Here is a 24153-nt window from a genome sequence, read left to right as displayed (position 1 = left end):
CCTTTCTCGTGACTCTTATGGGCTGAAGGTGAAGGCGCCGGAGAGCGACACCGGCTTTCCGGGCGCGGCGACCGAGCCGCAGCGGGCGCCGAGGCGGTTCGCGACGGCGTCGAAGGGGCCAATGCCCGAAGGCGAAATCGAGAAGGAGGTCATCGAGCCCGTCGCGCTGAACGAGGCGTGATAGGCGATATGCGCGGTGCGCGGCGCCATGGCTTCGGGATAGGCGTTCGCCGCCGCGCGCTGCATGCAGGCGTGGAACTGGTTGGCGATCGCGGACGGCGTCGCGCCGGGCGGCGCCGCTGGCGCGCGAACGGCGGGCGCGTCGGTCCGAGCGCCCGTCGGGGCCGCCGCGCGCGGCTGGGCGGGCGCGGGCTTCGCGTCATTGCGCGGCCGCGGCTCGACCTTTTTTTCGACTTTGGGCTTTTCGACCGGCTTGGGTTTGGGGGCCTCTTCGACGGGCGCAATCGGGTCCAGCATCGGCGGCGGCGGCTCGGGGAGCGTCAGCTCCTCCGGTTCGGGCAGAACGTCCTCGAGCGGCGGCTCCTCCGCCGGCAGCGGGGCCAGTTCGATGACCTGCTGCTCTTCGATCGCGACTTCCGCCGCCTTGAAGGACAATGTCACGGTGAGGCCGAGCAGCAGCGCGTAGATCGCGGCGGCGGCGAGCTGCGCCTTGTAGTGCGGGCGGTCCGGCGTTGGTTGAAGCAGGCCCTGCACGCCGTGCGGGTTCGAGGAGAAGGGGGCATCCGCGACTGCGTCTTCCAAATCCGCTGCAACAGCTGTCGCCATCTGAAACGCCCTCTTTCTTGAAGCTCGGAGCCTCCGTTTGAGTAACCGATAAATCCTATAGACGCAATATAGAAAGTGACGGCGCCTCTGCGCGACTTTTGAGCGTTCCCCCAATGAATCACGGGCCCGAAGCGTTTCCGCCTCGAGCGTGCGTGAGGTTTTTCTAAGTGGTTTTGCAGGTTATTGGGGCAGTACAGGCGCCGCGGCGGGCGCGCCGGCGGCGAAATGGTAATTGACGCCGCCGCGCACGATATGCCCCTGGCTCGAGACATTGGCGCCGAAGACGCCGACATTCGTCGTGTAGGAAACGCCGGTGTCGGCGAGCCAGGCGTAGAGATATTCGCCCTTGATCGAAATGCGGTCGCTCCAGGCGTATTCGAAGCCGGCCCCGGCGGCCCATCCAGGCCGGACGGTCGGGCCGTTGTTGATGCGGCCATAGGCCAGCGGCGCGTAAGACGTCACGCTGTTCGGCAGAAAATTCGTGCCATAGGCGAGCCCGCCGCTCACGAACAGCAGCCAGCGCGGCGCGACGGCGTAGCCGACGCGGCCGCGGACCGTGCCGAGCACGCCGGCGTTGGTGGCGCTTGGATAAACATTCCCGGTGAAACCGGCTCGGATGACGCCGCGGTAGCCGATATCCGCTTCCAGGCCGAGAAGGATCGTTTCCGTCCACTGATAATTATAGCCGAGCGCGCCGCCGCCGACGAAGGCCGCGCCGCGCAACGGCGTCTGGTTGCCGAGCGTGAAGGAGCCTTCGCCGAGCAGCGCGCCTGCATAGCCGCCGATATAGCCGCCCTGCCAGCTGAAGACTGGCGGGGGCGGCGGCGGGGGCGGCGCTTTGGCGTTGGGAAGATCGGCGGCGCGCGCGCCGCTCGCGGCGAGGGCGAAGGCGAGGGCGGCGAGGCGCAGGCAAGTTGGACGGTTCATGCGGGAAACTCCTCGAGAGGAAGGGTCAGTAAAGCTTGATGCGGAGCGTGGCGCCGAAAGTGCGGGGGTTGAGGGCCGAGAAGGTCACGGTCGAGAACGAACCGTTCGAGCCGCCGGACCCCACGGTCTGCGCGATGAAGACGCGTTCGTTGAGCAGATTGCGGACCCACAGGTTGAAGCTGTAGCCCTCGTCATCCGTCTTGAGGCCGACGCCGGCGTTCCAGATCGCGTAGGCGGGCATGAACAGCGGATAGACCGAATTGGGGTTGGAAAGCTGCGTCTTTGCGCTCCACGCCGCGTTCGAATAGGAAAACAGCGTGACCGGACCCGCAAAGCCATAATCACGCAGGACGGGCCCGAGCGGATATTCGTGGTTGAAGCCGACATTGCCGGAAACGGGCGCCACGGGATTATTGCCGGAGACGCCGCCGGTGATGCTGTGTCCGGAAAGGCTCATGTAAAGCGGCGCCGGCGCGCCATTGACGTTGGAGGACGCCGGCCACAGCCACTCGGCGGGCGCGGCCGCCTTGGCGTAATCGACATATTGCGCATTGGTGTAAGCGCCCGCAAAAGTAAACCACAGGCGGTCGATCGGGCTCCAGCGCCCGTCGAATTCGAAGCCGCGCAGACGCACATGTCCGATGTTGCCGAGAAAATTCTTGCGGATCGGCACGCCGTTGACGTCGGTGTAATCGGTGTTCACCAGCACCGACTGGAAATCGAAAATATCGTTCCAATAGAGGTTGGCGTTGACGATGAGCCGGTTGTCGAGCCAGTTCGTTTTCACGCCGAGCTCGTAGTCCCAGGAGACTTCCGGCTTGGTGATGACCGGCTGCCAGGCCTGAAACACGCCCCGGCTGTTCAAGATGGGCAGGGCCTGCGTGTTGACCGCGCCGGACTTCTCGCCGCGGGCGACGGAGCCATAGGCCATCACATTCTCATTGAACCGATAGGAGGGGTTGAACAGTCCGGAGAGCGAATTGACGGTTTTGCGCTGACCGCCCGTGTCGAAATAGGTCGTGCCGCCCGTCGCCTGGCTGACCGCCGCAATCTGGTTGAAATTGGTCAGGCCCTGGATCCATCCGAAATTGGAGCCTTCGCGGATCTCATAGGTGTCGCGCAGGCCCGCGGTCACCGCCCATTGTTCGTCGATATGCCAGGTCGCCTGGGCGAAGGCCGCCGTGCTGAAGGTGCGCGCCTTGCCGTCGTTGCGATAGGAGAGCCCCCACAGGTTGAACGGATTGGCGTTGAAGTTGTTGGAGAACCATTGCGAGGCGTCGGAGCCGTAGTCGACGTGATTGTAGGAGAAGACCTTTTCATAGAGATTATAATTGCCGATCGTCCACTCGAGCTCCTGCCCGGCGGGCGAGGCGAGCCGCGTCTCGTGCGAATATTGATCTACCCAGACGTCATAGGCGTTGCTGCTGATGTCTAAGAGATTATTGCCGGTGGAGTTATTGGGATGCAGCGTGAATTCGCGCCAGGCGCTGACCGCCGTCAGCGTATTGTCGCCGATCTGATAGTTCACCTCGTTCGAGGCGCCCGTGGTTCTCTGATCGAGTTTGCCCAGGCGGGTCATATAGGGCCGGTAGGGGTTGTAGGTGAGAATGGGTTGCCGCAAACGCGTCGCGACATTCTGCGAATAGGTCGTCGCCCGGGTTCCGTTCGCCCATAGCGGAAACGAGTCGCCAATAACGCCGGCGTAATTGTTGTATTCGTCGGAACGCAGCCGGTCGAAGATCAGGCGGTCGGTGAAATTGTCGCCGACGTAAAGCAGCTGCCCGCGAACGCCCCAGCGATTATTGTCGAGAAGCTGCTGGCTGTTGAACTGATTGTTGATCCAGCCGTTGCCGCGGTCGTAATACATGGTGACGCGATAGGCGAGCTTGTCGTCGATGATCGGCCCGGTGACGTTCAATTTCTGAGTGACGCGGTCGTAATTGCCGAAGGTCGTTTCAGAGGTGGCCGAACGCGCGAAGGCCGGGAGCTGCGTGCGAATGACGACGGCGCCGACGGTGGTGTTCTTGCCGAGCAGCGTGCCTTGCGGTCCGCGCGCGACCTCGAAAGATTGCAGGTCGACGAAATCCGCCCATTGGAAGCCGACGTGGGTGTAGAAGACATTGTCGACGATGAGGCCGACCGCCGATTCAGAACCATCCGCGCCGCCGGAGATGCCGGAAATGCCGCGAATCGACATGGCGGAGGTGCGCGGATTGGTGATCGACGGAACGAAATTCGGCACCTTCTGCGCGAAGTCCTGCAGGCGCTCGAGCCGTTCCCTTTCCTGCGTCTTGGCGCCGACGACGCTGACCGGCAGCGGCACGTCCTGCGCCTTTTCCTCACGCTGACGGGCGGTGACTTTCACCTCTTCAACCTGCGCGTCCTCCGCCTGCGCGGTTGCGACGGCGATGACGCCGCCCATGAAGGCGAGCGGCGCAAGTCCGACGCCCGAGAGAAGCTTCCTGCGAGACGCCGTAGCGCTGCACGTCATGTTTAACTCCACGCCCTTGTGCCGACTGGCCGATTAGTTGATCTACTAACTATGTAGGATTAAAGAGCCTGGTCAAGCTCGCTCGGGGGATTTCGGGGCGCGTCGCGGCTTGCGTCGGCGTTTTTTCCACTCAGTTGCAAAATAGCAACAAATGAAACATGAAAAACAAAAGCCGCGCTCTTTAGCGGAGCGCGGCCCAGGGTCGGCGATCAGCGTGGCCAGTCGTCGCCCGCCCTTATTAACCATAGTTGTGGAGTAGAGTTAAAATCCAGCGACGTCGATGTCCTGCGGCGGCGCCAGTTGCAGTCCGAGCGCCAGGGCGCTGACCAGCACCGTCAGGAGAACGACGGCGAGGACGCCGCGGGAGGAGACGATCGCCTCCTCCGGCAAGACGAGGCCGGCGGGCTTAAAGCCCGTCAGCATGGCGCGAATGAGCGGCTCGCCCTTCAACAGCACATGGGCGAAGACGGCGCCGACGTGCAGGACGATGGCGAACAGAATCACATAGAAGAATTTTCGATGCAGGCTGGTGAGCGCGAGGCTTGCGTCCTTGCTGACGAGGCCCGCGAGCGGCCCCGCGTTGAAAATCTCGTCATCGCCAAAAAGCCCGAGCGTTGCCTCTGCGCCGAGCGCGCCAAGAAGAATGAGCGTCATCACCGCGCCGAGCGGGTTATGGCCGGCGTAGCGGGTCTTGCGTCCCCGGCCGAGGGCGCTGACATAACGCAGCACGCCGCGCGGGCCTTCGACGAAGCTGGAAAATCTCGCATGGCGCGTCCCGACGAAGCCCCAGACGATGCGGAAGACGACGAGGACGATGGTGGCGTAGCCGAAGAAAAGGTGAGCCGTAAAATAGCTCGCGCCCCATCGGTTCGTCGCATAGGCGCCGAGGATGGCGGCGACGAGGCTCCAGTGGAAGAGCCGCGTCGGCCAGTCCCAGACCTTGTGAAAGTCCTGCGCCTGGCGCGCGGCTCTTGTCGAGAGATCGTCAGTGTCGAGCGTGGTCATGTCGTGCCCCGTCGCCGTCTCGCCTTACTTCGCCTTGTAGGTTTCGTGGCAGCCCTTGCAGTCCTGCGCCAGGGAAGCGATCGCCGTCTTCAAACTGTCTGTCGCGGCCTTTTCCTTGGCGTTGGTTTCGGCGAGCGCCTGGGCGTGCGCCTGGAAATCCTTCAGCTTCTTGTCGAAGTCGGCGCGGTTGCTCCACACGTCGGGCTTGGCCTTGGACTCGGGCTCCGCGACATTCGAGCCTTCCGGAAAGGCGTCTTCGACAACCCCCGAAAGGAAGGCGATGCGCGTCGCGCGTTTCGTCGCCTCCGCCTCGTCGTAAGGAATGGCTCCCTTGGCGACGCCGCCGAAATAGCGGAAGTAATTGCCGATGAGCGTATAGGCCGCCTTGCGGTTTTCGACCGCCTGCTTCGACGGCGAGGGCGGCGTCGGCTGCGGGCTTTGGGCGCGCGCCGAGGCGAACAAGGCGCCGCCCACGGCGACGCCGGCGACGAGAGAGGCAAGGACAAAAGCGCGCGAAGAGATGCGTTGCATGCGACTAAGGCTCCATGAGGGCTTGAAAGATGATCAGCGCTTGTTGTCTTCGCGCCACTTGCGGACGAATTCGAGCGTCGCCTCGACATGTCGCGACGGGTTCGAGTCGATGAGCGAGAAGCCGATGTTCCCATTGGGAAGGATGATGTAAGAGATGCGATCGGCGACCGTATCTCCATTCGCGCTCGGCTTGAGGCGCTTGGCGTCATAGGCGTTGATGACGTTGAAGGAGGGATCGGCGGCGACGGGGAATCTGTCGCGACACTCCTTCGTCGAGAACTCGCGTTGCACCTCGATCGGATCGCCGGACACGCCGACGAGACTGGCGCCGGCGGCGGCGAAATTATCGAAATTCTCCGCGAATTCATGCGCCTCGATGGTGCAGCCGCGCGTGAAGGACTTCGGGTAGAAGTAGAGCACCACGGGGCCCTTCTTCAGCGCCTCCGCGAGCGAGAAGCTGAAGTCCTTGCCGCCGATCGCGGCGGGGGCGGTGAAGTCGGGCGCGCGATCGCCCGTCTTCAAGGCGGCCTGCGCCGGGCTCATGAGCAGCGCGAGCGCAAGGCCGCCGATATTGAGCTTGAGCATGATCGGGACCTATTTCTGGGGGGACGCGGGAGCGGCGGCGGCGGTCTTCGGCGGCGGCGCGAGTCGCACGAGCGTTCCGCCTTCGTCCTCATAGTCGCGCACGCCAATGGCGCCGGCGACGTGAAAGCCGTAGCCGGTGAGAAGGTCGCCGATCGCGCCGGCGCGATGGGCGCGATTGGAGACGACGACGATGAGCCGTTCGCGCGGAATGAACGCGAGGCTCTTCTGCACGTCGCTCGTCTGAACGCTCAGATAGACCGGAAAGCCGCCGAATTTCGTCAGCTCGTCGGGGCGTCGCACGTCGAGAACCAGAAGCTGTTCGGGATGCGCGGCGATCGCGTCGAAGGCGCTGCGATTGAGGCGCAGCGTCTTGTAAGTGTAAGCCGGGTCGTTCGCCGGCGTGACCGCTTCCCCCGCCGGCGCCGCAGCCGCAGACGGTTGCGGCGCGGCCGGCGCGGCGGTCTGGCTTTGCGCGAGACCGCTCGATGCGGCGCCAATGAGAAACAGAAGACCTGCGCCGAAGCGCAACAACGTTTGCATGGGATGTTCCCTTTCGTGGAAGGCGTCGATCAGCCGCGCAGATGCGCGTTGAAGAAATCGATGGTGCGTCCCCAGGCGAGCTTCGCCGCGGCCGCGTCGTAGCGCGGGGTCGTGTCATTGTTGAAACCGTGCTGGACGCCCGGATAGACGAAAGCCTGATAGTCGACCTTGGCGTCCTTCAAGGCCGCTTCATAAGCGGGCCAGCCGGCGTTGATCCGGTCGTCGACGCCGGCATAGTGAAGGAGCAGCGGCGTCTTGATGTTCTTCACGTCCTCCGCCTTCGGCTGCGCGCCGTAAAATGGAACGGCCGCGCCGAGCTCGGGAAGTCTGGTCGCGAGAAAATTGGCGATCCCGCCCCCGTAGCAGAAGCCGACGACGCCGACCTTTCCGTTGCCGTCGGAAAGCGCTTCGAGCGCCTTTGCGGCGGCGATGAAATCCTGCCGCGTCTTTTCCTGATCGAGCTTTTGAAAGAGCTCGCGGGCCTTGTCTTCGTCGCCGGGATATCCGCCGAGCGGCGCCAGCGCGTCGGGCGCGAAGACGATGAAATTGGCGGTCGCGAGACGCCGCGCAATGTCTTCGATATGCGGATTGAGGCCGCGGTTCTCGTGTACGACGAGAATGACCGGCAGCTTCCCCGTCGTCTTGGCGGGCTTCACGAGATAGCCGCGCACCGACCCATTGCCCTCGGGCGAGGGAAACTGCGTGATCGCGCCGATGATGCGCGGATCGTCCTTGGCGATCTGCTCGGCTTCGGCGAAGCGCGGCTGCAAGGCGTCGAGCGTCGCCGCCGCGCCGGCGACGCCGAGGCCGAGCTTCGCCACGCGATCGAGAAAGGCGCGGCGGCTGATGTCGCCGTGGACATAGCGGTCGAAGATTTTCAAGACTTCCGGATCGAAGTCGTTTGCGGTTTGTCTGGTCATGCTGATTCCTGAAAGTTCGACGCTATCGCGCGAGGCGCGGCTTATAGAGATCGTGGCAGGATTTGCAGAGTTGCGGCGCCTCGCGCGCGGCGGCCGCGGCGGCGTCGAAATCGCCGCCGTCGACCCGAGCGATGACGTCGCTGATGACCTTCACGCCCTTTCGGGAAATCTCCACTGCATCCTCGGCGTTCTTCTTTGCAAAATAGTTCTCGGTGTATTTGAAGCCGTCGAGAAGGATCTGCGCGTCCTCCTTGGCGGCGTCGGCGTTTTTCGCCGTGATGTCGGGCTCGAAATATTTGATCGTCTTGTCGAGGTCGCGCATCAGGTCGTTGTCGTAATCGCGCAGATCGATCGCCGCGAGCACCGGCGCGCTCGATGCGAGCGCGACCAAGGCGACGACGGAAAATCCGTGAACGGGCTTGAACCGGTCGCTCATTGCGTCACCGTGATCCTTCCTTTCATATTGGCGTGAAGGCCGCAGGAAACGGCGATCTCGCCCGGCTTGGTGAGCGTGACGCTAAAGGTTCCGCCTTCCTCGATCTGATCTTCGGAACGAAAGAGTTCTCCGCCGGCGCCTTCGCCGACGACGCCGTGGGGCATTTGATCCTTGTTGACGAACGCGACTTTCGTCCCGGCCTTGATGGCGATCTCGGCAGGCTCGAAAGCAAAGCGTTCAATGACGATCGTCGCCGTCGGCGTCGCGTCGTCGGCGTGCGCTGGGAGGCTGACGACGCCTGTCGCCAGCCCGCCAATGAGAAGGATGCTGAGAAGACGCACGGGCGTTCAGGCGAGAATGTCTTTGACGACCTTGCCGTAAACGACCGTCGGACGTTCCGCGCGGCCGGCCTTCAGATAGATCGTCTTCAAATGGTCGAGGCCGAGAAGTTGCAGAACCGTCGCGTGAACGTCGTAAGTGTCGACGGGATTCTCGACGGTCTTCAGGCCGATCTCGTCGGTCTGGCCATAGCTGAAGCCATGTTTGAGGCCGCCGCCGGCGAGCCACTGCGTATAGCCCCAGGGATTATGGTCGCGGCCGTCGCCGCTTTGGCCGTAGGAGGTGCGCCCGAATTCCGACGTCCAGACGACGAGCGTCTGATCGAGGAGACCGCGCGACGCGAGATCGGCGAGGAGACCGGCGATCGGCTTGTCGACCGCGCGCGTGTGGGCGCTGTGGTTCTTTTCGAGCTGGCGATGGGCGTCCCAATTCGCGTCGTCGCCCACGCCCGCGCCTTCGATCGGACCGGATACGACCTGGATGAAGCGAACGCCGCGCTCGACGAGACGACGCGCGCGCAGCAGCACGGTGCCGTAATCCTTCGTCGCGTCTTCGTTCAGCCCGTAGAGCGCCTTGGTCGCCTCGGTCTCCTTGGAGAGATCGACGGCCTCCGGCGCGGTCGACTCCATGCGATAGGCGAGATCATAGGAGCGCGTGCGCGCTTCGAGCTCGCTGTCCTCGGGGTGCGCGGCCGCGCGAAGATCGTTGAGCTTCTTCAAGAGATCGAGGCTTTCGCGCTGCTGCTGAGAGCCGATGAGATCCGGCGGCGCCTGATGCAGGATCGGCTGCGCGCCGGGGCGGAAGGCCGTGCCCTGATAGACGGCCGGCAGGAAACCGGAGCTCCAGTTGACCGAGCCGGCGCGCGGCTCGCGCTTGCCGTTGTAGAGCACGACATAGGCGGGGAGATCGGGGTTGGCGGAGCCGAGCGCGTAAGTAACCCAGGCGCCGAGCGACGGACGGCCGGGGCTCACGTCGCCGGTGTTGAGCTTGAGGATCGAAATGTCGTGCGTCGCGCCGACCGTGACGCTCGACTTGATGAAGGTGAGCTTGTCGGCGTGCTGCGCAATGTTTGGAACCCAATCGGAGAACCAGGCGCCGCTCTCGCCATATTGCTTCCACGTGCGATTGGAGGCGAAGAGCTTGCCGACGCCGCCCTGCGTGCTGGTCTTGATGCCCTTGAGGAAGGATTCGGGCACCTCCTGTCCGGCGAGACGCACGAGCTCGGGCTTATAGTCGAAGAGATCGAGCGTCGACGGGGCGCCGTCCATATGCAGCCAGATCACCGATTTCACCTTGGGCTCGAAATGCGGCGGCTTGGGCGCCAGCGGATCGAGGAAATTGGCGGCGTTCGCCTGCGGCGCGCCGAACCAGCCGCCGCCCCGCAACATGCCGCTGACGGCGTAGCCGCCAAGACCATAGGCCGCTCCGCGCAGCCATTCACGACGTGAGCTCTTGATCAACATTTCTGTAAATCCCCTTGTTTGTCCGGCGTTATTAGAAGCGATAGACGAAGTCGTTCGAATTGAGCACAGTGTGGACGAGATCGACGAAGGCCGAGGCGCGCAGCGGCTCCGCGGGCTTTTCCTTCACGCCAACCGGGATGGCGATGGCGAGCTTCCCGTCGTCAGCCTTCTGCGCAATCGTCTTCTGGTGCTGGTCCAGGAAGGCCCGCAGCGCGTCCTTTTCACTATCCGTGGCCTGGCGCGAGAACAGGATCTGATAGAGCCGGTCGATCCGCGCCGACTCGTCGGGTCCGGCTTCGTTGATCACGCGGCCCGCGAGCGCCTGCGACCATTGGAAGATCTGATCGCTGTTGTAGAGCGTGAGCGCCTGCAGCGGCGTCGTCGTCACGTCGCGTTTGCTGTGAATCTGCTGCGCATTAGCCATGTCGAAGGTCTCGAGCAGCGGATAGGGGAGGCTGCGGCGCGTGAAGATATAGAGGCTGCGGCGCACATAATCCTTGGGGTCTTTTGACGTCGTCCAGGCCGGGTCGGCGTTGAAATTATTGCCGCCGATGAGATTGGCGGGAACCGGCGGATACACGCTCGGGCCGCCGATCTGTTCATTGAGCTTGCCCGAGGCGACGAGAATCGAGTCCCTGATCTGCTCCGCTTCCAGGCGCTTGCGCGGGAAGACGGCGAGAAGCTTGTTTTCCGGGTCGGCCTTGGCGACGTCTTCGCGATAGTCGGAGGATTGGCGATAGGTCGCGGAGAGCAGGATGGCGCGATGCAGCTTTTTGACGCTCCAGCCGTCCTTCACGAAGCTGTCGGCGAGATAATCGAGGAGCTCGGGATTCGTCGGCTTGTCGCCGGCCTTGCCGAAGTCGCTGACGGTCGCGACAATGCCCTTGCCGAAATACTGGTTCCAGACGCGATTGACGAAGACGCGCGCCGTCAGCGGATTGCCCGGGCTCGCGAGCCAGTTCGCGAGCGCCGTGCGGCGGCCCGACGAGGTCTCCGTCGGCTTGATGTCGGGCTTCTCCGCGGTGATGGCCTCGGGGAAGGCGGGCTGCACTTCCTCGAGCGGGCGTTCGTGATTGCCGCCGAAGAAAATATGCGTTGGCGGGGCGTCGGGATGGCCGAGTTCGGTCGCCGTCGTGAAAGTGTTGGCGCCGCGCGTCGGCCGCTTATCGACGTATTTCTGAAGTTCCTTTCTGAGCTTTTCATACTCCTCAAACTTCTGGACCATCTCCGGGCTGTGCTCGGGCGCGGTCTTGTCTTCCGCCGCATAGCGCAGGAAGGCGGCGAGCTGCGCCTGGTCGGTCACGGCGTCGAGCCGGTGATTGACCCAGCGGTCGAGCGCGTTCCACTGCTCCTTGGGCTTGAAGATCGATTCACGGCTGTCGGTGAGGTAACGCTCCTTGTGATATTTGAGCGCCGCGTCGCGCACCGAATCGATGATCGCCTTCTGCCTGGCGCGAATGTCCTTCGTGGCTTCGTCGTAGATCGCCTGCGCCTTTTCATAGGCGAGCTCCTGCTCGCCTTTCTTCGCGGGCGCCTTTTCCTCGAAAGCCGTATTGGCGAAGAAGGCCTGCAGCGAATAATAATCCTTTTGAGTGAATTTGTCGGTCTTGTGGTTGTGGCAGCGCGCGCAGCCGACGGTCGTGCCGAGAATCGCCTGGCCGACCGTGTCGACCATGTCGGTCGTGATCTGGTATTTGCGCTGAACGAGGTCGCGCGAATTGCTGTTGTCGGGATAGCCGGCGAGGAATCCCGTCGCGACCAGCACGTCCTGATCGCCGGGCGCGATCTCGTCGCCGGCGATCTGCTCCTGAATGAAGCGCGAATAGGGCTTGTCGTCGTTGAACGCCTTGATCACATAATCGCGGTAGCGAAAGAAATTCGGCCGCGTGCTGTCGTTCTGGAATCCCGTCGAATCCGCGTAGCGCGCCAGATCGAGCCACAGACGGGCCTGACGTTCGCCATAGCGCGGCGAGGCGAGCAGGCGATCGACGAGTTTTTGATAGGCGTCGGGCGACGCGTCGGCGATGAAGGCGGCGACGTCCTCCGGCGTCGGCACGACGCCCCAGGCGTCGAGCGTCGCGCGCCGGATGAAGGTCGCGCGGTCGGCGTCTTTGGACGGCGTCAGGCCCTTGGCTTCGATCTTCGTCAGCACGAAGGCGTCGAGCGGCGTGCGCAGCCAGTCCTTCTGCTTCACATTCGGAATGAATTGCGCCTGCACGGGCTGCCAGGACCAATGTGGCTTGGAAGCGGGCTTCGGCGCTTCCGTGGTCGACGCGACAGTCTGGTTTCCGGGTTGACCCTCCGCGGCGACGGCAAGCGCAGCGATCGAAACGCTCAGAAACATGGCGAGATAGGCTTTTTTTGCGGTCGATGTCATCTCTTGGGCCTCGGTCCCGGGCGGTTTTGCGAATGGTTGCTTGCGGCGCGCGCGGCCGCGACGAAGGCAAATTAAGCGATAAAACCTTCAAAGTCTACCGGGTAAATAGCATAATGTGACGCATTCCGCCGACTCTGCGGGCGCGACGCGGCGCGCAGGCGCGGCTTTTGGAGCAGACGACGGCCACAGAGCTTTTCATGAGGCGCACGGTGCGCGGGATGTGCGGAGAGGCGACAAATTGATTGGCGCCCGCGCAACGCTCCTTCGCCCAAAAAGAAAATGACGGCCCGCCCCGGACGAGAGGCGAGCCGTCACTTGCCAAGTGAGGGAGCTGGACACCTTGCCGCGCAGAGGAAGAAGGGTCGGCGAGCTGTCCACTGAAATCATACTAAAAAGGTAAGGAGTGTCAACCGCGAATCGACAGGAATGAGAAGGCCTCGAACGCGATGGCGAAAAATTTCTTCAGGCGCGCAGGCGCCGGACGATGGGGGCGGCGGCTTCGGACATATTGACGAGCGGGCCGTCGACCGCCGGGGCCGCGATCATTGCGGCGAGCGTGAAATTGTCGAGAACATTGGCGAGCGCGCGCTTCGCGTCGAGCATCACCAGGCGAATGGCGCAACGCTCCGGCTCACGGCAATCGTCGCAGCGCTGGAAGCCTTTCTGGCTCGCGCAACGGATCGGCGCCAGCGTCCCGTCGATGACGCGCACCACGGCGCCAACCGAGATGGCGGTTGCGGGCCGCGCGAGCGTATAGCCGCCGCCCTTGCCCTTCTTCGACTCGACGAGGCCGGCGTTGCGCAATTCACATAAGATGGCGGAGAGGAATTTCCGGGGCACGTCCTGGGCGACCGCAATCTCTTCGATCGCGACGGCGTCGCCGGGTCGAAATCGCGCAAGGTAGATGAGCGCCTTCAAGGCGTATTTTGCTTTCTTGGTCAGCATGTCGCGCCGCCTCGACTGCGATATCGAAGAAAATGCTCGAAAAAACTCAATTATTGGCTTCGCCGGGCGCCGAGTCGTAGGAGATGACGAGATAGGCCGTGGCGGCCTCGGGCGACGCATTGTGATAACTGTGCGGCACGTCGGCCAGGAAGTCGATGGCGTCGCCTTCGCCGAGCTTTTGCGGCGCTTCGCGTCCGACGATGACTTCGAGCGATCCCCTGGCGATGACGAGATTCTCCTTCGTCCCCGGCGCATGCGCCTCGACGCTGTGGCGATGATGCGGAGCGATCTCGACCTCGTAGAATTCGACCGTTCGCTGTGAATCATAGGGAAAAAGCGGGCGGGTGCGAAATTTCCCGTCGTCCGAGGCGACGCTCTGACGCGCGCCTTTTCGGAACACCAGCACGTCGCGGCGGCCTTGCGAGGCCACGAGACTGCCGAAGGAAATGCCCAGCGCATTGGCGATCCGCCAAAGGTGATTGATGGTCGGCGTGACCGCGCCCGCTTCGATCCTCATGAGTTCGGAGGGGTCGATGCCGCTCAATTCCGCCAATCGCTCGAAGGAGCGGCCTTTCTTCGCGATCAATCTGCGCAGGCGCTCCGCGACGAGCACGGCCACCGCGTCGCCGGCGGTGGGTTCAAGCGGGTCTCTATGTTTTGACATATCTATAAATCCTATCACATGTGCATATTGAACCTTTTGGCGGAGACGTCAAGCGGCGCTCGAACGTCGGCAAGACGCCTGCGATAGAAGGGCTTTATCGCTTTTACGAGATTTTCGATTTTCGGCCTTGCCCATCAAAACGCATCATTTTAGTATGAAAGAGCATGTCGACCGCGTCGACCTTTGCGTGGAGCAAATTCCAATGAAGTCCCGTTTCGTCACGATCGCCGCCGGGCTGCTGGCCGCGAGCTGTTTCTCCTTGTCCGTCGCCAGGGCGGAGCTTCTGACCCTCAAGGCGATTTCGACGCCGATTGCGCTCAACATCGCCCAAACCGCTTATGACGCCTGTCTGACCCAGGGCTATCATGTGTCGGTGACCGTCGTCGGTCTGGAAGGACAGCCGCTCGTGTCGCTGCGCGGCGACAACACCTCGCCGCATACGATCGAGAACAGCTTGCGCAAGGCCTATACGTCGCGCACCTTTCGCGTGCCCTCCGGCGAATTCGCGCAGCGCGTCAAGGATAACCCCACCTCGGGCCAGGTGCATCTCGCCAATGTCGTCGCCGCGCAGGGAGCGCTGCCGATCAAGGCCGGCGACACGGTGATCGGCGCCGTCGGCGTCTCCGGCGCGCCTGGCGGCGAGAAGGACGAAGCCTGCGCGAAAGCCGCCATCGACAAGGCGGCGGATCAACTGAAATAGCGGGCTGACGAAAGGGCGCGGCCGCTCCTGACAGGTCCTCTTTGCGGGCGGCGTGAACAACGCGGCCGCCCGAAAGTTTCTCATTGGCGCAACGCCCGGCGGCGCGGGCCTTTCTCTGCGCAAATGGCAAAAAATCGAAGGGCGGCGGCATGGTCGAGCGCATTCGAAATTGCTCCGGTCTGAGAGCGGCCGAATGCCGATGATCTCTGGTGCGTCGTGAATGAGCGCGACATGCTCGGAGACGATCTGCCGCCCGATTATGCGACGCATGTGACGCCCGGCGCCTTCTATGGCTGGCCCTGGTATTACATCGGCGCCAATGAGGACCCGCGCCACGCCGACGCGCGGCGGCGGGAAAGCCGACGGGCGCCTATCAGGATTTCGTGAGCGGCTTCGTCATCGACGAGACGCGCGTCTGGGGACGTCCCGTCGACGTCGCCGTCGCGCCGGACGGCGCGCTGTTCATCAGCGAGGATGGCGCGGGAACGATCTTTCGAGTCTCGAAAAGGCCGTGACGCGGGCCGCAGCGTGCGCCCGCGTCCCGCTTGCCGCCGCCGCTTCAGCCCGCGGCAGGCTTACGGGAGAACGGGACTCGCGGCGAACATGGCTCGCGGCGAACAAGGCTTGCCGCGAATATGGCTTGCCGCGAGCGGCGCGAAGCTTACATGACGACATCGCCCTTTCTATTGGGAGGTTCGCCATGACTGGCAGAAAGAGAATTGCCTTATCAGCCTGTGCGCTCTTCTTGTTCGCCGCGCCGCCGCAAGCCGACGCAAATGATCTTGTCGACAGAAGCCCGGTCGTCGTGGCCGGTTCCCGTTTCGCCCCGCGCCTGCCGGGAGATTGCCCGACGTGCTACAAAGGGCATGACTTTGGAACGGACTGCTTTCAATACGTGTGGACGGGCTTCGAGCAGGTTTGGACGAACGTCTGCCTGTGGGGATGGCGCTAGAGCTTTCGATGCGCAGGCCTTCGCCGGCCCGGCGCTCTCCAGCTGATCGCGGGCGGCGCTCAGTCTGCGTTCAGAGCCGCGAGGAGCAGCCCGGCGTTGATCGCGAAGCTCGCGGCGGCGAGGCCTGCCGCGAGCGGGAGGGAGCGATCGCGATAACCCAGCAGGATCGCGGGCGCGGTCAGCCACAAGAAGACGAGGTCGAAGGGCAGCGCCTCGTTCCGCGGCTCCTGCAAGGTGAAAAGCCAAAACAGCGTCTGCGCGAGGACGCCGGAAACGACGAGAGGTCGGACGCAAGCAAGCGGTCTGGTCATCTGGCCAAATCCAGTGCGCATGACGGCGCGGCGGCGAGGCGGTGGTCGCCCGTGCGGCCGACAGCCTAACGTTTCTGTATCTCGTCGAAGACGCCGCCGTCGGCGAAGAACTTCTTCTGCGCCGCCGGCCATCCGCCGAATCCTTCGCCGATCGTGACGAGCTCGACTTTCGAGAAACGCTTCAGGTCGGACGCCGCCGCATATTTGGGAAAGGCCGGGCGATAGCCGAATTTGGCGATGAGCGCCTGCGTTTCCGGCTTGAACAGATAGTCGAGAAAGGCCTCCGCGGCTTTGCGCGACCCTTTGGCGTCGACATTGCCGTCGACGAGCGCGACGGCGGGCTCGGCCAGGATGGAAAGGGACGGCGTGACGATTTCGAATTTATCGGCGCCGAACTCCTGCTGGGCGAGGAAGGCTTCATTCTCCCAGGTGATCAGCACGTCGCCGATGCCGCGCTGGGCGAAGGTCACCGTCGAGCCGCGGGCGCCCGTGTCGAGGACGGGCGCATTGTCGTAAATCGCTTTGACCAAAGCTTTGGTCTGCGCCTCATCGCCCTTGAAGGCTTTCAGGCCATAGGCCCAGGCGGCGAGGAAATTCCAGCGCGCGCCGCCGCCCGTCTTCGGGTTCGGCGTCACCACGGTGACGCCGGGCTTCGCGAGATCGGACCAATCCGTCACCGCCTTGGGATTGCCCTTGCGCACGAGAAAGACAATCGTCGACGTGTAGGGCGCGGAATTGTTCGGAAGACGCTTTTGCCAGTCCGGCGGGATTTTGCCGGTCTTCGACGCAATGGCGTCGATGTCGTTGGCGAGCGCGAGCGTCACGACATCGGCGGGAAGCCCTTCGATGACGGCGCGCGCCTGCGCGCCAGACCCGCCATGAGACGTCTGGAGATCGACCGTTTCGCCCGTCTGCTTTTTCCATTGCGCGGCGAATGCCTTGTTGACGGCCTTGTAGAGCTCGCGCGTGGGGTCGTAAGAGACGTTCAGGAGCGTCGCGTCGGCGCGCGCGGTGGAGATGGCGGCGGCGCCGAGCGCCAGCGCCGCCAACGCAAGAGAAAGGCGAGCGTTCATTCTTCTTTCGTGCTCCACTTTGGTCACAGCCCCTCGAACAGCGGCGTCGACAGATAGCGTTCGGCGAAAGAGGGGATGATGACGACGACGTTCTTGCCGGAAGCTTCCGGCCGCGCGCCGATTTCCAGCGCCGCGGCAAGGGCGGCCCCGGAGGAAACGCCAATCGGCGCGCCTTCCAGACGCGCCGCGAGCCGCGCCGTGTCGAAGGCGGTCTGATTGCCGATCGTGATGATCTCGTCGATGACGCTGCGGTCGAGGATGGGCGGCACGAAGCCGGCGCCGACGCCCTGGATTTTATGCGGTCCCGGCGGGCGGCCCGACAGCACAGCCGAGTCCTCGGGCTCGACGGCGACGATCCGCAGCGACTGGCGTCGCGGCTTCAGCGCCTGTCCAACGCCGGTGATCGTGCCGCCGGTGCCGACGCCGGCGACGAAGTAGTCGATCTCGCCATTGGTGTCGTTCCAGATTTCCTCGGCGGTGGTGAGGCGGTGAATTTCGGGGTTGGCGGGATTTTCGAACTGCTGCGGAATGATCGCGTCGGGGTTCTTGGCGACGAGCTCGTCGGCCTTGGCCAGCGCGCCTTTCATGCCTTGCGCGGCGGGCGTCAACACGAGTTCGGCGCCGAGCAGCGCGAGCATCTTGCGCCGCTCGATCGACATCGACTCCGGCATGACGAGGACGAGCTTGTAGCCGCGCGCCGCCGCGACGAAGCCGAGCGCGATGCCGGTATTGCCGGAGGTGGGCTCGATGAGCACCGTCCGTCCCGGCGCAATGCGTCCCTCGCGCTCCAGCTTCTCGATCATGGCGACGCCGATGCGGTCTTTGACGCTGGCGATCGGGTTGAAGAATTCGAGCTTGGCGAGAATATTCGCCTTCGCGCCTTTTTCGCGCGCGATGCGATCGAGCCTGACGATCGGCGTGTCGCCGATGGTTTGCGTGATCGACTCGTAGATGCGCCCGCGTCCCGGTCGCGCGGCGGGCGAAAAATTCACGTTGTGAACCGTCATGCGCCGATCCTTTCCTCGTTTGCGTTCGGCTCGCGCCGCGACTGGGTTTTCAGATTCCCGCGCCATGGTCGAAGAATTCGACATGGGCCTTGGCCTGGGTGATGTTGCTGCCGGGCGGCACGCTATGCGTCAGCCACACATTGCCGCCGATGGAGGAGCCGCGGCCGATGGTGATGCGCCCGAGGACGGTCGCGCCGGCGTAGATCACCACTTCGTCCTCGACGATGGGATGGCGCGGCTTGCCTTTCTCGAGCGCGCCCGTCTCGTCGACCGCGAAGCGCTTCGCGCCGAGCGTTACGGCCTGATAGAGACGCACGCGTTTGCCGATGACGGTCGTTTCGCCGATCACGACGCCGGTGCCGTGGTCGATGAAAAAGCCTTCGTCGATCTGCGCGCCGGGATGGATGTCGATCCCCGTCTCGGCGTGCGCGATCTCGGCGATGATGCGCGCAATCATCGGCGCGCCCAGCCGATAGAGGCGATGCGCGACGCGGTGGCGGATGACCGCCGCGACGCCGGGATAGCAGAACACGACCTCGTCGAGGGACTTCGCCGCCGGATCGCCATCGAAGGCGGCGCGGATGTCCTTGTCGAGAAGCGCGCGCGCCTCGGGCAGCGCCGCCGCAAATTTGCGCGCAATCTCTTCCGCCTGTCGCGGCGCTTCCGCCGCCTTGTCCGCATCGAACAGCGCGAGCTCGCGGCGGATCTGTTCGCAAAGGGCGCGCAGCGCGCGGTCGAGCGTGCGAATCAGATAAGCGTCCGTCGTCTCGGGCGTGAGCTCGCACGGGCCAAAGTGGCGCGGATAGAGAACGGCGGTCAGATCTTCGACGAGATCGACGATGCGCGCCTTCGACGGCAGTTCAGGAAGCCGGCCGGCGCCATATCGCCTGCTTTGAGAGGCTTTTCTCAATTCGCCGAGCGCGGAGACGATCCGCGCCGCATCGAAGGCGTCCGCAGCGCGGGATATTCTGTCAATTTGTTCGGTCATCGACCAAGCCTTCGGCAAAGGGAGCGCAACACTTGATAAAAAATATAGACTAAATTAGAAAAGGCAACAGGAAACGCGTGGGGGAGGCGGCGTCTCCCGCGAGGGCGGGGTCGCAGCCATCCTGAAAGCCAATGTTTTTTGTAAAGGTTATGTGGTTTACTAGAACTATATATGTATTTAAAGAATTAAGCTTGGAAATTACTCTTGAAACCCGCCTGAAGCTGTGTAATCTGGCGGCCATCGCAAGCAAATCGTTGGCGATGAGCAGTAATTCAACGGCGGCGTTCGTCGCGGCCACAGGCGCGCGGCGGCTCCGTCGCCGAACGCCCGTTCCAGGAAGATTGCATGACAACAGAACCTGAAGTCCGGCGCACGTTGAGCGAGGCGGCGGCGCGCCAGCTCGCAAACGCCACGAAGACGCGCCCGCAATGGTCGGGCATTACGCCGCGCTGGTTGATCTCCTTCCTTCCCTGGGTGCCGGTCGAGGCCGGCATCTATCGTCTCAACAGGGTCAAGGAGGCGGTCGCGCTGACCGACGCCGACGTCCAGTGCAGCCCGGCGCGCGACCGCGACGCGGATCTGCCGGAGACCTTCGTCGATTACGAAGAAGCGCCGCGCGAATATTCGATGAACGCCGTGACGACCGTTCTCGACGTGCAGACCCGCGTCTCGGACCTCTACAACCATCCTTATGATCAAATTCAGGAACAGGTCCGCCTCCTCACCGAAAAAGTGAAGGAGAAGCAGGAATCCGAACTCATCAACAATCCGGAATACGGATTCCTCGCCAATGCGGCGCCCTCGATGAAGATCAAGACGCGCCTGGGTTCGCCGACGCCCGACGATCTCGACGAGCTGATCGCCAGGGTTTGGAAAGAGCCGGCCTTCTTTCTGGCGCATCCGCGCGCGATCGCGGCCTTCGGGCGTGAATGCACGCGCCGCGGCGTGCCGCCGCCGACCGTGACGCTCTTCGGCTCGCCGTTCCTGACCTGGCGCGGTCTGCCGCTGGTACCCAGCGACAAGCTCTACATCGACGAGACGGGCAAGACGAACATCCTGTTGCTGCGCACCGGCGAGAAGAAACAGGGCGTGATCGGGCTGTTCCAACCGGGCGTTCCCGGCGAGGTGGCGCCGAGCCTTTCGGTTCGCTTCATGGGCATCAACCGCAAGGCCATCGCGTCCTATCTGATCTCGCTCTACTGCTCGGCGGCCGTGCTGACGCATGACGCGCTCGGCGTGCTCGAGGACGTCGACGTGAGCAAATTCCACGACTACGACGACAGGCGCGTCTGATCCGCGCAGACTGACGAGACAGGCCGGCGGCGCCCGCCGCCGGCCCCATTCACGGGGAATGCGTAGTTCATGTCGTCCGCGAAGCCCGCCGTTCCGGCGTCCGCCGATCTGCCTCTCGACAATCTTCCCGTTCAGGACGCTGGCCATCATGCGGCGCCCGCGATCGATGCGGACGTCATCGCGCGGCTCGCCAACGCCTTTTTCCAGCAGCCGCCCGTGGCGCTCGCGGCTTCTCCGTCGCCGTTCGGTCCGCCGGCGTTGACGCCGAGCCTGCCCGACGCCCCGGCGCCCTCCGTGGTGACGACGGTCGCCCCCTATGCGCCGGCGCGCGCCTCCTTCGGCCCGCCGGACATTCCGCAGACGACGATTCCTTCCGTCGTTCCGACGCCCAATATCCCCGCGCCCGCCGCGCCGACCGGCCTGCAATCGCCGACGCGGCCGCTCGGACTCGACCAGATCCCGCAGCCCGGCGCGTCGGTTGGAAGTTCTAATCCGTCGACGATCCCGTCCGACGTCGATTACAGTCTGATCCCGCGGCTGCTTCCGGCCGACATGGCGCTCGTTCCGCAGGACCGCGCCGCGGCGCCGGGCGATTTCGGCCTTTTCGAACCCGGCGTGCCGGGCGGCGTTGCGCCCGCGCGCTCCGACAATCTCTATTTCCTGCACGAGCGCGGCGTTCCGGCGAGCGCGGACCCGGCGCGCGCGCCGCAGCTCGACGCGCCGGCCTATCTCTCGCCGCACGCGCCCGCCGTCGCGCCGCAGCCGGAGCTCGGCCACCCGAATATCCCCGTCTCCGCGCCGAGCGCGCCCGCGCTCGCAGAAGCCAGCGCCGCGCCGGCGCCGGAGCGCTTCGCCATTTCCGGACCATCCGAAGCCGATCCCCACCGTTTGTCCGACGCAGCGGCCCTGGCGACGCCGCCGATCGGCGGCGAGCAAGTGTCGAGCGGCTTCGACAGCGTCCCCGCCGTCGGGCAAAGCGGGCCGGCCGCCAGCGACGCGCTTTATTTCCTGAGCCATAGCGGCGGCCATTCGGGCGTTCTCGACACGACGCCCGCCGAGCCGTCCGCGCCGCAGGGCTATGCGCCCGAACTTTCAGCGAGCGCGCCGGAGACGCGGCAGGCCTTCGATCCCTATCGGGTCAAACGCGACTTCCCGATCCTGCAGCAGCAGGTGCACGGCAAGCCGCTGATCTGGCTCGACAACGCCGCGACCACGCAAAAGCCGCAGTCGGTGATCGACCGCCTGGCGCATTTCTACGAATATGAAAATTCCAACATCCACCGCGCCGCCCATGCGCTGGCGGCGCGGTCGACCGACGCCTATGAAGCGGCGCGCGAGAAGGTCCGCCGCTTCCTCAAGGCTCCGAACGTGAAAGACATCGTCTTCGTGCGCGGCGCCACGGAGGGCGTCAATCTCGTGGCGCAGGCCTGGGGCCGCCGCAATGTGCGCGAGGGCGACGAGATCGTCGTTTCCTTGCTGGAGCACCACGCCAACATCGTGCCCTGGCAAATGCTCTGCGCCGAAAAAGGCGCGCGTTTGCGCGTCGCGCCCGTCGACGACCGCGGCCAGCTCATTCTCGAGGAATATGAGAAGCTCCTGAACCCGCGCACGCGCATCGTCGCCGTGACGCAGGTGTCGAACGCGCTGGGGACGATTACGCCCGCGCGGGAGATCGCCGCCATGGCGCATCGGCATGGCGCCTGCGTGCTGATCGACGGCGCGCAATCGGTTTCGCATATGCCCGTGGACGTCCAGTCGCTCGACTGCGACTTCTTCGTCTTCTCCGGCCACAAGGTTTTCGGACCGACCGGCATTGGCGTGGTCTATGGAAAGGACGCCGTCCTCGAGCACATGCCGCCCTGGCAGGGCGGCGGCAATATGATCGCGGACGTCACCTTCGAGAAGACCGTTTATCAGGGCGCGCCGGAGCGATTCGAAGCCGGCACGGGCAATATCGCCGACGCCGTCGGCCTCGGCGCCGCGATCGACTATGTCGAGAGCATCGGCATGGAGGTCATTGCGCGCTACGAGCATGACCTGCTCGTCTACGCCACCGAGAAAATGCGCCTCGTCCCGGGACTGACCTTGATCGGAACGGCGGCCGAGAAGGCGTCCGTGCTGTCTTTCGTGCTCGACGGCCACAGTCCGATGGACGTGGGCAAGGCGCTGGACCGCGAGGGCGTCGCCGTGCGCGCCGGCCATCATTGCGCCCAGCCCATCCTGCGCCGCTTCGGCCTGGAAGCCACCGTGCGGCCGTCGCTGGCCTTCTACAACACATGCGCCGACGTGGACACGCTGGTGGCGGCGCTGCTGAAGCTGCAGGCCGGCCGGGGACGACTGTGACGTTTTAAGTCTATAGAACTAGTTGACTAGATCGCGATCGGCTGCTACGGAGACGTTCGAAACGTTATCCGGAGAGTCGCCGCCGTGCTCACCAAGAAGGGAAAATACGGCCTCAAGGCGATGGTGCATCTCGCCCGGTCGAATTTCGGGCGCCCCGTGCCTGTTCTGGAAATCGCCGAGAGCCAGAACATCCCGAAGAAGTTTCTCGACGCTATTCTCTGTGAGCTGCGCAACTCCGGCTTCGTTCATTCGCGCATGGGCAAGGGCGGCGGCTACAGCCTCGCCCGGCCGGCGCGCGACATCATCGTCGGCGACGTCGTGCGGGCCATCGACGGCCCGCTGGCGCCCATGCCCTGCGCGAGCAAGACGCGCTACCGCCGCTGTGACGACTGTGTCGATGAAAACGCCTGCGCGGTCCGCAAAGTCATGTTGGACGCCCAACGCGCGCTGTCCGACGTTCTCGACAATTGTTCTCTCGAGCAGATGTCGGACGCGGCGCGAGCCGAAGCTGAAGTTCTTTTCTATGACATCTGACAGCGCAGGCCCGCAGTCCGCAGGAGAAGCCCGCGACGACGGCCTCGCCGCGCTCGCCGCCAAGGCCGAAGAAGCCGAGCGATTTCTCAAGACGCTCGCAAACGGGCACAGGCTCATGATCCTCTGCGAATTGCATGGTGCTGAACTTTGTGTGATGGACCTGCAGAACGCCGTTGGCCTCAGCCAGTCGGCGCTTTCGCAGCATCTCGCGCGGCTGCGCAAGGATCGGATGGTCACGACGCGCAGAGACTCGCGATCGATCTACTACTCGCTGAGCGACGAGCGGCTCAAACCGATGATCCAGTTGCTCTCGGACATTTTCTGTCCTGCGCGGCCCTGATCGCCCCTTCTGTCGCGTATCGTTCCAGATCATCGGCGGCGACTGCGCAGATCGGGCAAATTGCCCGGTTGCAGGAAGGCGTCTCGCCATGGGCGCCCGGCGCCGGCTTTCTCTAATCTGCGCCGGAGCGAGAGGAGGAAGAGCCCATGCGCGCGTTCGCTTTCGACGACCACAATATCTGCTGGAAACAGATCGACGGCATCGATCATCTATCGCTGTCGGTTCTCGACATGGACGACAAACACGGCGTCATGCACGTCGTCTTCAAATTCGCCGCCAACCGGCAAATTATCCTGCATCGGCATCTCACGCTCAACAAGACGATGACGCTGCAGGGCGAGCATCGCCTGTATCATGTCGACGGGCGGCTCAAGGAGCTCAGGCCAACGGGGCGTTTCACTGTCGCGCCGCCTTCGGACGACCCGCACCGCGAAGGCGGGGGCGATCAGGACGCCGTCGTTCTCTTCGCGATCTACGGGGATGGCGCGCTCTACGAGGCGCTCGATAACGAGATGAACGTCGTGCGGACTCTCTGCGCGGCGGACTTCGCCAGCCTCTACGATCGCGACGCGAGCCGCAACATGTAAGCTCTCCGCTGACGTC

At 64.0% G+C, this 24153-nt stretch carries 24 protein-coding genes and 1 pseudogene; 7 read left to right on the top strand and 18 right to left on the bottom strand.

All coding sequences use genetic code 11. The features are described from left to right. Nucleotides 1-15 precede the first annotated feature (15 nt). The 14 genes from ACETII_RS00790 to ACETII_RS00725 all read right to left on the bottom strand — a co-directional run bounded on the left by ACETII_RS00790 (nucleotide 16) and on the right by ACETII_RS00725 (nucleotide 14009). A complete protein-coding gene (locus ACETII_RS00790) occupies nucleotides 16-786 on the bottom strand; it encodes a hypothetical protein (protein ID WP_472785349.1) in 771 nt (256 codons plus the stop codon). Nucleotides 787-966: 180 nt separating this feature from the next. Next, the gene (locus ACETII_RS00785) at nucleotides 967-1713 is read right to left on the bottom strand and encodes an outer membrane protein (RefSeq protein ID WP_472785348.1); all 747 of its coding nucleotides are present in this window, start codon (nucleotides 1711-1713) and stop codon (nucleotides 967-969) included. A 25-nt stretch (nucleotides 1714-1738) separates the two neighbouring features. Beyond that, nucleotides 1739-4204: a TonB-dependent receptor gene (locus ACETII_RS00780; protein WP_472785347.1), complete on the bottom strand. Its 2466-nt coding sequence runs from the start codon at nucleotides 4202-4204 to the stop codon at nucleotides 1739-1741. 261 nt (nucleotides 4205-4465) lie between these two features. Beyond that, nucleotides 4466-5209 (bottom strand): cytochrome b/b6 domain-containing protein, encoded by a 744-nt coding sequence (locus ACETII_RS00775; protein WP_472785346.1) that lies wholly within the window; start codon nucleotides 5207-5209, stop codon nucleotides 4466-4468. A 24-nt stretch (nucleotides 5210-5233) separates the two neighbouring features. Further along, nucleotides 5234-5740, bottom strand: a complete 507-nt coding sequence (locus tag ACETII_RS00770) for a c-type cytochrome (protein ID WP_472785345.1) — start codon at nucleotides 5738-5740, stop codon at nucleotides 5234-5236. A 33-nt stretch (nucleotides 5741-5773) separates the two neighbouring features. Continuing rightward, the gene (locus tag ACETII_RS00765) at nucleotides 5774-6325 is read right to left on the bottom strand and encodes a peroxiredoxin (protein ID WP_472785344.1); all 552 of its coding nucleotides are present in this window, start codon (nucleotides 6323-6325) and stop codon (nucleotides 5774-5776) included. Between the two features lie 9 nt (nucleotides 6326-6334). Beyond that, nucleotides 6335-6865 carry a rhodanese-like domain-containing protein gene (locus tag ACETII_RS00760; RefSeq protein WP_472785343.1) on the bottom strand — a complete coding sequence of 177 codons (531 nt, stop codon included), beginning with the start codon at nucleotides 6863-6865 and terminating at the stop codon, nucleotides 6335-6337. A gap of 29 nt (nucleotides 6866-6894) precedes the next feature. Beyond that, nucleotides 6895-7785, bottom strand: a complete 891-nt coding sequence (locus ACETII_RS00755; RefSeq protein ID WP_472785342.1) for a dienelactone hydrolase family protein — start codon at nucleotides 7783-7785, stop codon at nucleotides 6895-6897. A gap of 22 nt (nucleotides 7786-7807) precedes the next feature. Then, on the bottom strand, nucleotides 7808-8221 hold the full coding sequence (locus ACETII_RS00750; protein WP_472785341.1) for a hypothetical protein: 414 nt from the start codon (nucleotides 8219-8221) through the stop codon (nucleotides 7808-7810). Next, complete coding sequence (locus tag ACETII_RS00745; RefSeq protein WP_472785340.1) at nucleotides 8218-8562, bottom strand: cupredoxin domain-containing protein; 345 nt, start codon at nucleotides 8560-8562, stop codon at nucleotides 8218-8220. The genes ACETII_RS00750 and ACETII_RS00745 overlap by 4 nt, the downstream gene beginning before the upstream one ends. Before the next feature lie 6 nt (nucleotides 8563-8568). Then, entirely contained in the window at nucleotides 8569-10023 is a 1455-nt protein-coding gene (locus tag ACETII_RS00740; protein ID WP_472785339.1) for a DUF1501 domain-containing protein, read from the bottom strand. A gap of 31 nt (nucleotides 10024-10054) precedes the next feature. Then, complete coding sequence (locus ACETII_RS00735) at nucleotides 10055-12400, bottom strand: DUF1549 and DUF1553 domain-containing protein (RefSeq protein WP_472785338.1); 2346 nt, start codon at nucleotides 12398-12400, stop codon at nucleotides 10055-10057. 462 nt (nucleotides 12401-12862) lie between these two features. Beyond that, on the bottom strand, nucleotides 12863-13345 hold the full coding sequence (locus tag ACETII_RS00730) for an RrF2 family transcriptional regulator (RefSeq protein ID WP_472785337.1): 483 nt from the start codon (nucleotides 13343-13345) through the stop codon (nucleotides 12863-12865). A gap of 46 nt (nucleotides 13346-13391) precedes the next feature. Beyond that, nucleotides 13392-14009, bottom strand: coding sequence for a helix-turn-helix domain-containing protein (locus ACETII_RS00725; protein WP_472785336.1), 618 nt, complete (start codon nucleotides 14007-14009; stop codon nucleotides 13392-13394). Nucleotides 14010-14211: 202 nt separating this feature from the next. Between ACETII_RS00725 and ACETII_RS00720 the strand changes: the two genes are divergently transcribed. Beyond that, the gene (locus tag ACETII_RS00720) at nucleotides 14212-14709 is read left to right on the top strand and encodes a GlcG/HbpS family heme-binding protein (RefSeq protein WP_472785335.1); all 498 of its coding nucleotides are present in this window, start codon (nucleotides 14212-14214) and stop codon (nucleotides 14707-14709) included. Between the two features lie 161 nt (nucleotides 14710-14870). Further along, a pseudogene (locus ACETII_RS00715) lies at nucleotides 14871-15224 on the top strand (PQQ-dependent sugar dehydrogenase); the annotation flags it as partial. Between the two features lie 496 nt (nucleotides 15225-15720). On the opposite strand, the gene ACETII_RS00710 reads toward ACETII_RS00715, so the two are convergent. From ACETII_RS00710 to epsC, 4 genes are all read right to left on the bottom strand, one after another. Next, nucleotides 15721-15972 (bottom strand): hypothetical protein, encoded by a 252-nt coding sequence (locus ACETII_RS00710; protein WP_472785334.1) that lies wholly within the window; start codon nucleotides 15970-15972, stop codon nucleotides 15721-15723. 65 nt (nucleotides 15973-16037) lie between these two features. Continuing rightward, nucleotides 16038-17045 (bottom strand): sulfate ABC transporter substrate-binding protein, encoded by a 1008-nt coding sequence (locus ACETII_RS00705; RefSeq protein ID WP_472785333.1) that lies wholly within the window; start codon nucleotides 17043-17045, stop codon nucleotides 16038-16040. Between the two features lie 23 nt (nucleotides 17046-17068). Further along, complete coding sequence (gene cysK, locus ACETII_RS00700; RefSeq protein WP_472785332.1) at nucleotides 17069-18052, bottom strand: cysteine synthase A; 984 nt, start codon at nucleotides 18050-18052, stop codon at nucleotides 17069-17071. Between the two features lie 49 nt (nucleotides 18053-18101). Beyond that, the gene (epsC, locus tag ACETII_RS00695; RefSeq protein ID WP_363352040.1) at nucleotides 18102-19040 is read right to left on the bottom strand and encodes a serine O-acetyltransferase EpsC; all 939 of its coding nucleotides are present in this window, start codon (nucleotides 19038-19040) and stop codon (nucleotides 18102-18104) included. Nucleotides 19041-19385: 345 nt separating this feature from the next. Between epsC and ACETII_RS00690 the strand changes: the two genes are divergently transcribed. The 5 genes from ACETII_RS00690 to ACETII_RS00670 all read left to right on the top strand — a co-directional run bounded on the left by ACETII_RS00690 (nucleotide 19386) and on the right by ACETII_RS00670 (nucleotide 24137). After that, the gene (locus ACETII_RS00690; RefSeq protein WP_472785331.1) at nucleotides 19386-20333 is read left to right on the top strand and encodes a family 2A encapsulin nanocompartment shell protein; all 948 of its coding nucleotides are present in this window, start codon (nucleotides 19386-19388) and stop codon (nucleotides 20331-20333) included. Nucleotides 20334-20402: 69 nt separating this feature from the next. Continuing rightward, complete coding sequence (locus ACETII_RS00685) at nucleotides 20403-22676, top strand: family 2A encapsulin nanocompartment cargo protein cysteine desulfurase (RefSeq protein ID WP_472785330.1); 2274 nt, start codon at nucleotides 20403-20405, stop codon at nucleotides 22674-22676. An 84-nt stretch (nucleotides 22677-22760) separates the two neighbouring features. After that, on the top strand, nucleotides 22761-23210 hold the full coding sequence (locus ACETII_RS00680) for an RrF2 family transcriptional regulator (protein ID WP_363352046.1): 450 nt from the start codon (nucleotides 22761-22763) through the stop codon (nucleotides 23208-23210). Continuing rightward, nucleotides 23200-23550, top strand: a complete 351-nt coding sequence (locus ACETII_RS00675) for an ArsR/SmtB family transcription factor (RefSeq protein WP_363352048.1) — start codon at nucleotides 23200-23202, stop codon at nucleotides 23548-23550. Before ACETII_RS00680 ends, ACETII_RS00675 begins: the two co-directional genes overlap by 11 nt. A gap of 146 nt (nucleotides 23551-23696) precedes the next feature. Continuing rightward, nucleotides 23697-24137 carry a regulator gene (locus ACETII_RS00670; RefSeq protein ID WP_472785329.1) on the top strand — a complete coding sequence of 147 codons (441 nt, stop codon included), beginning with the start codon at nucleotides 23697-23699 and terminating at the stop codon, nucleotides 24135-24137. Nucleotides 24138-24153 lie beyond the last annotated feature (16 nt).

The sequence above is a fragment of the Methylocystis sp. NC52PC genome (assembly GCF_055698645.1).
This window is presented reverse-complemented; position numbering and strand designations above follow the sequence as displayed.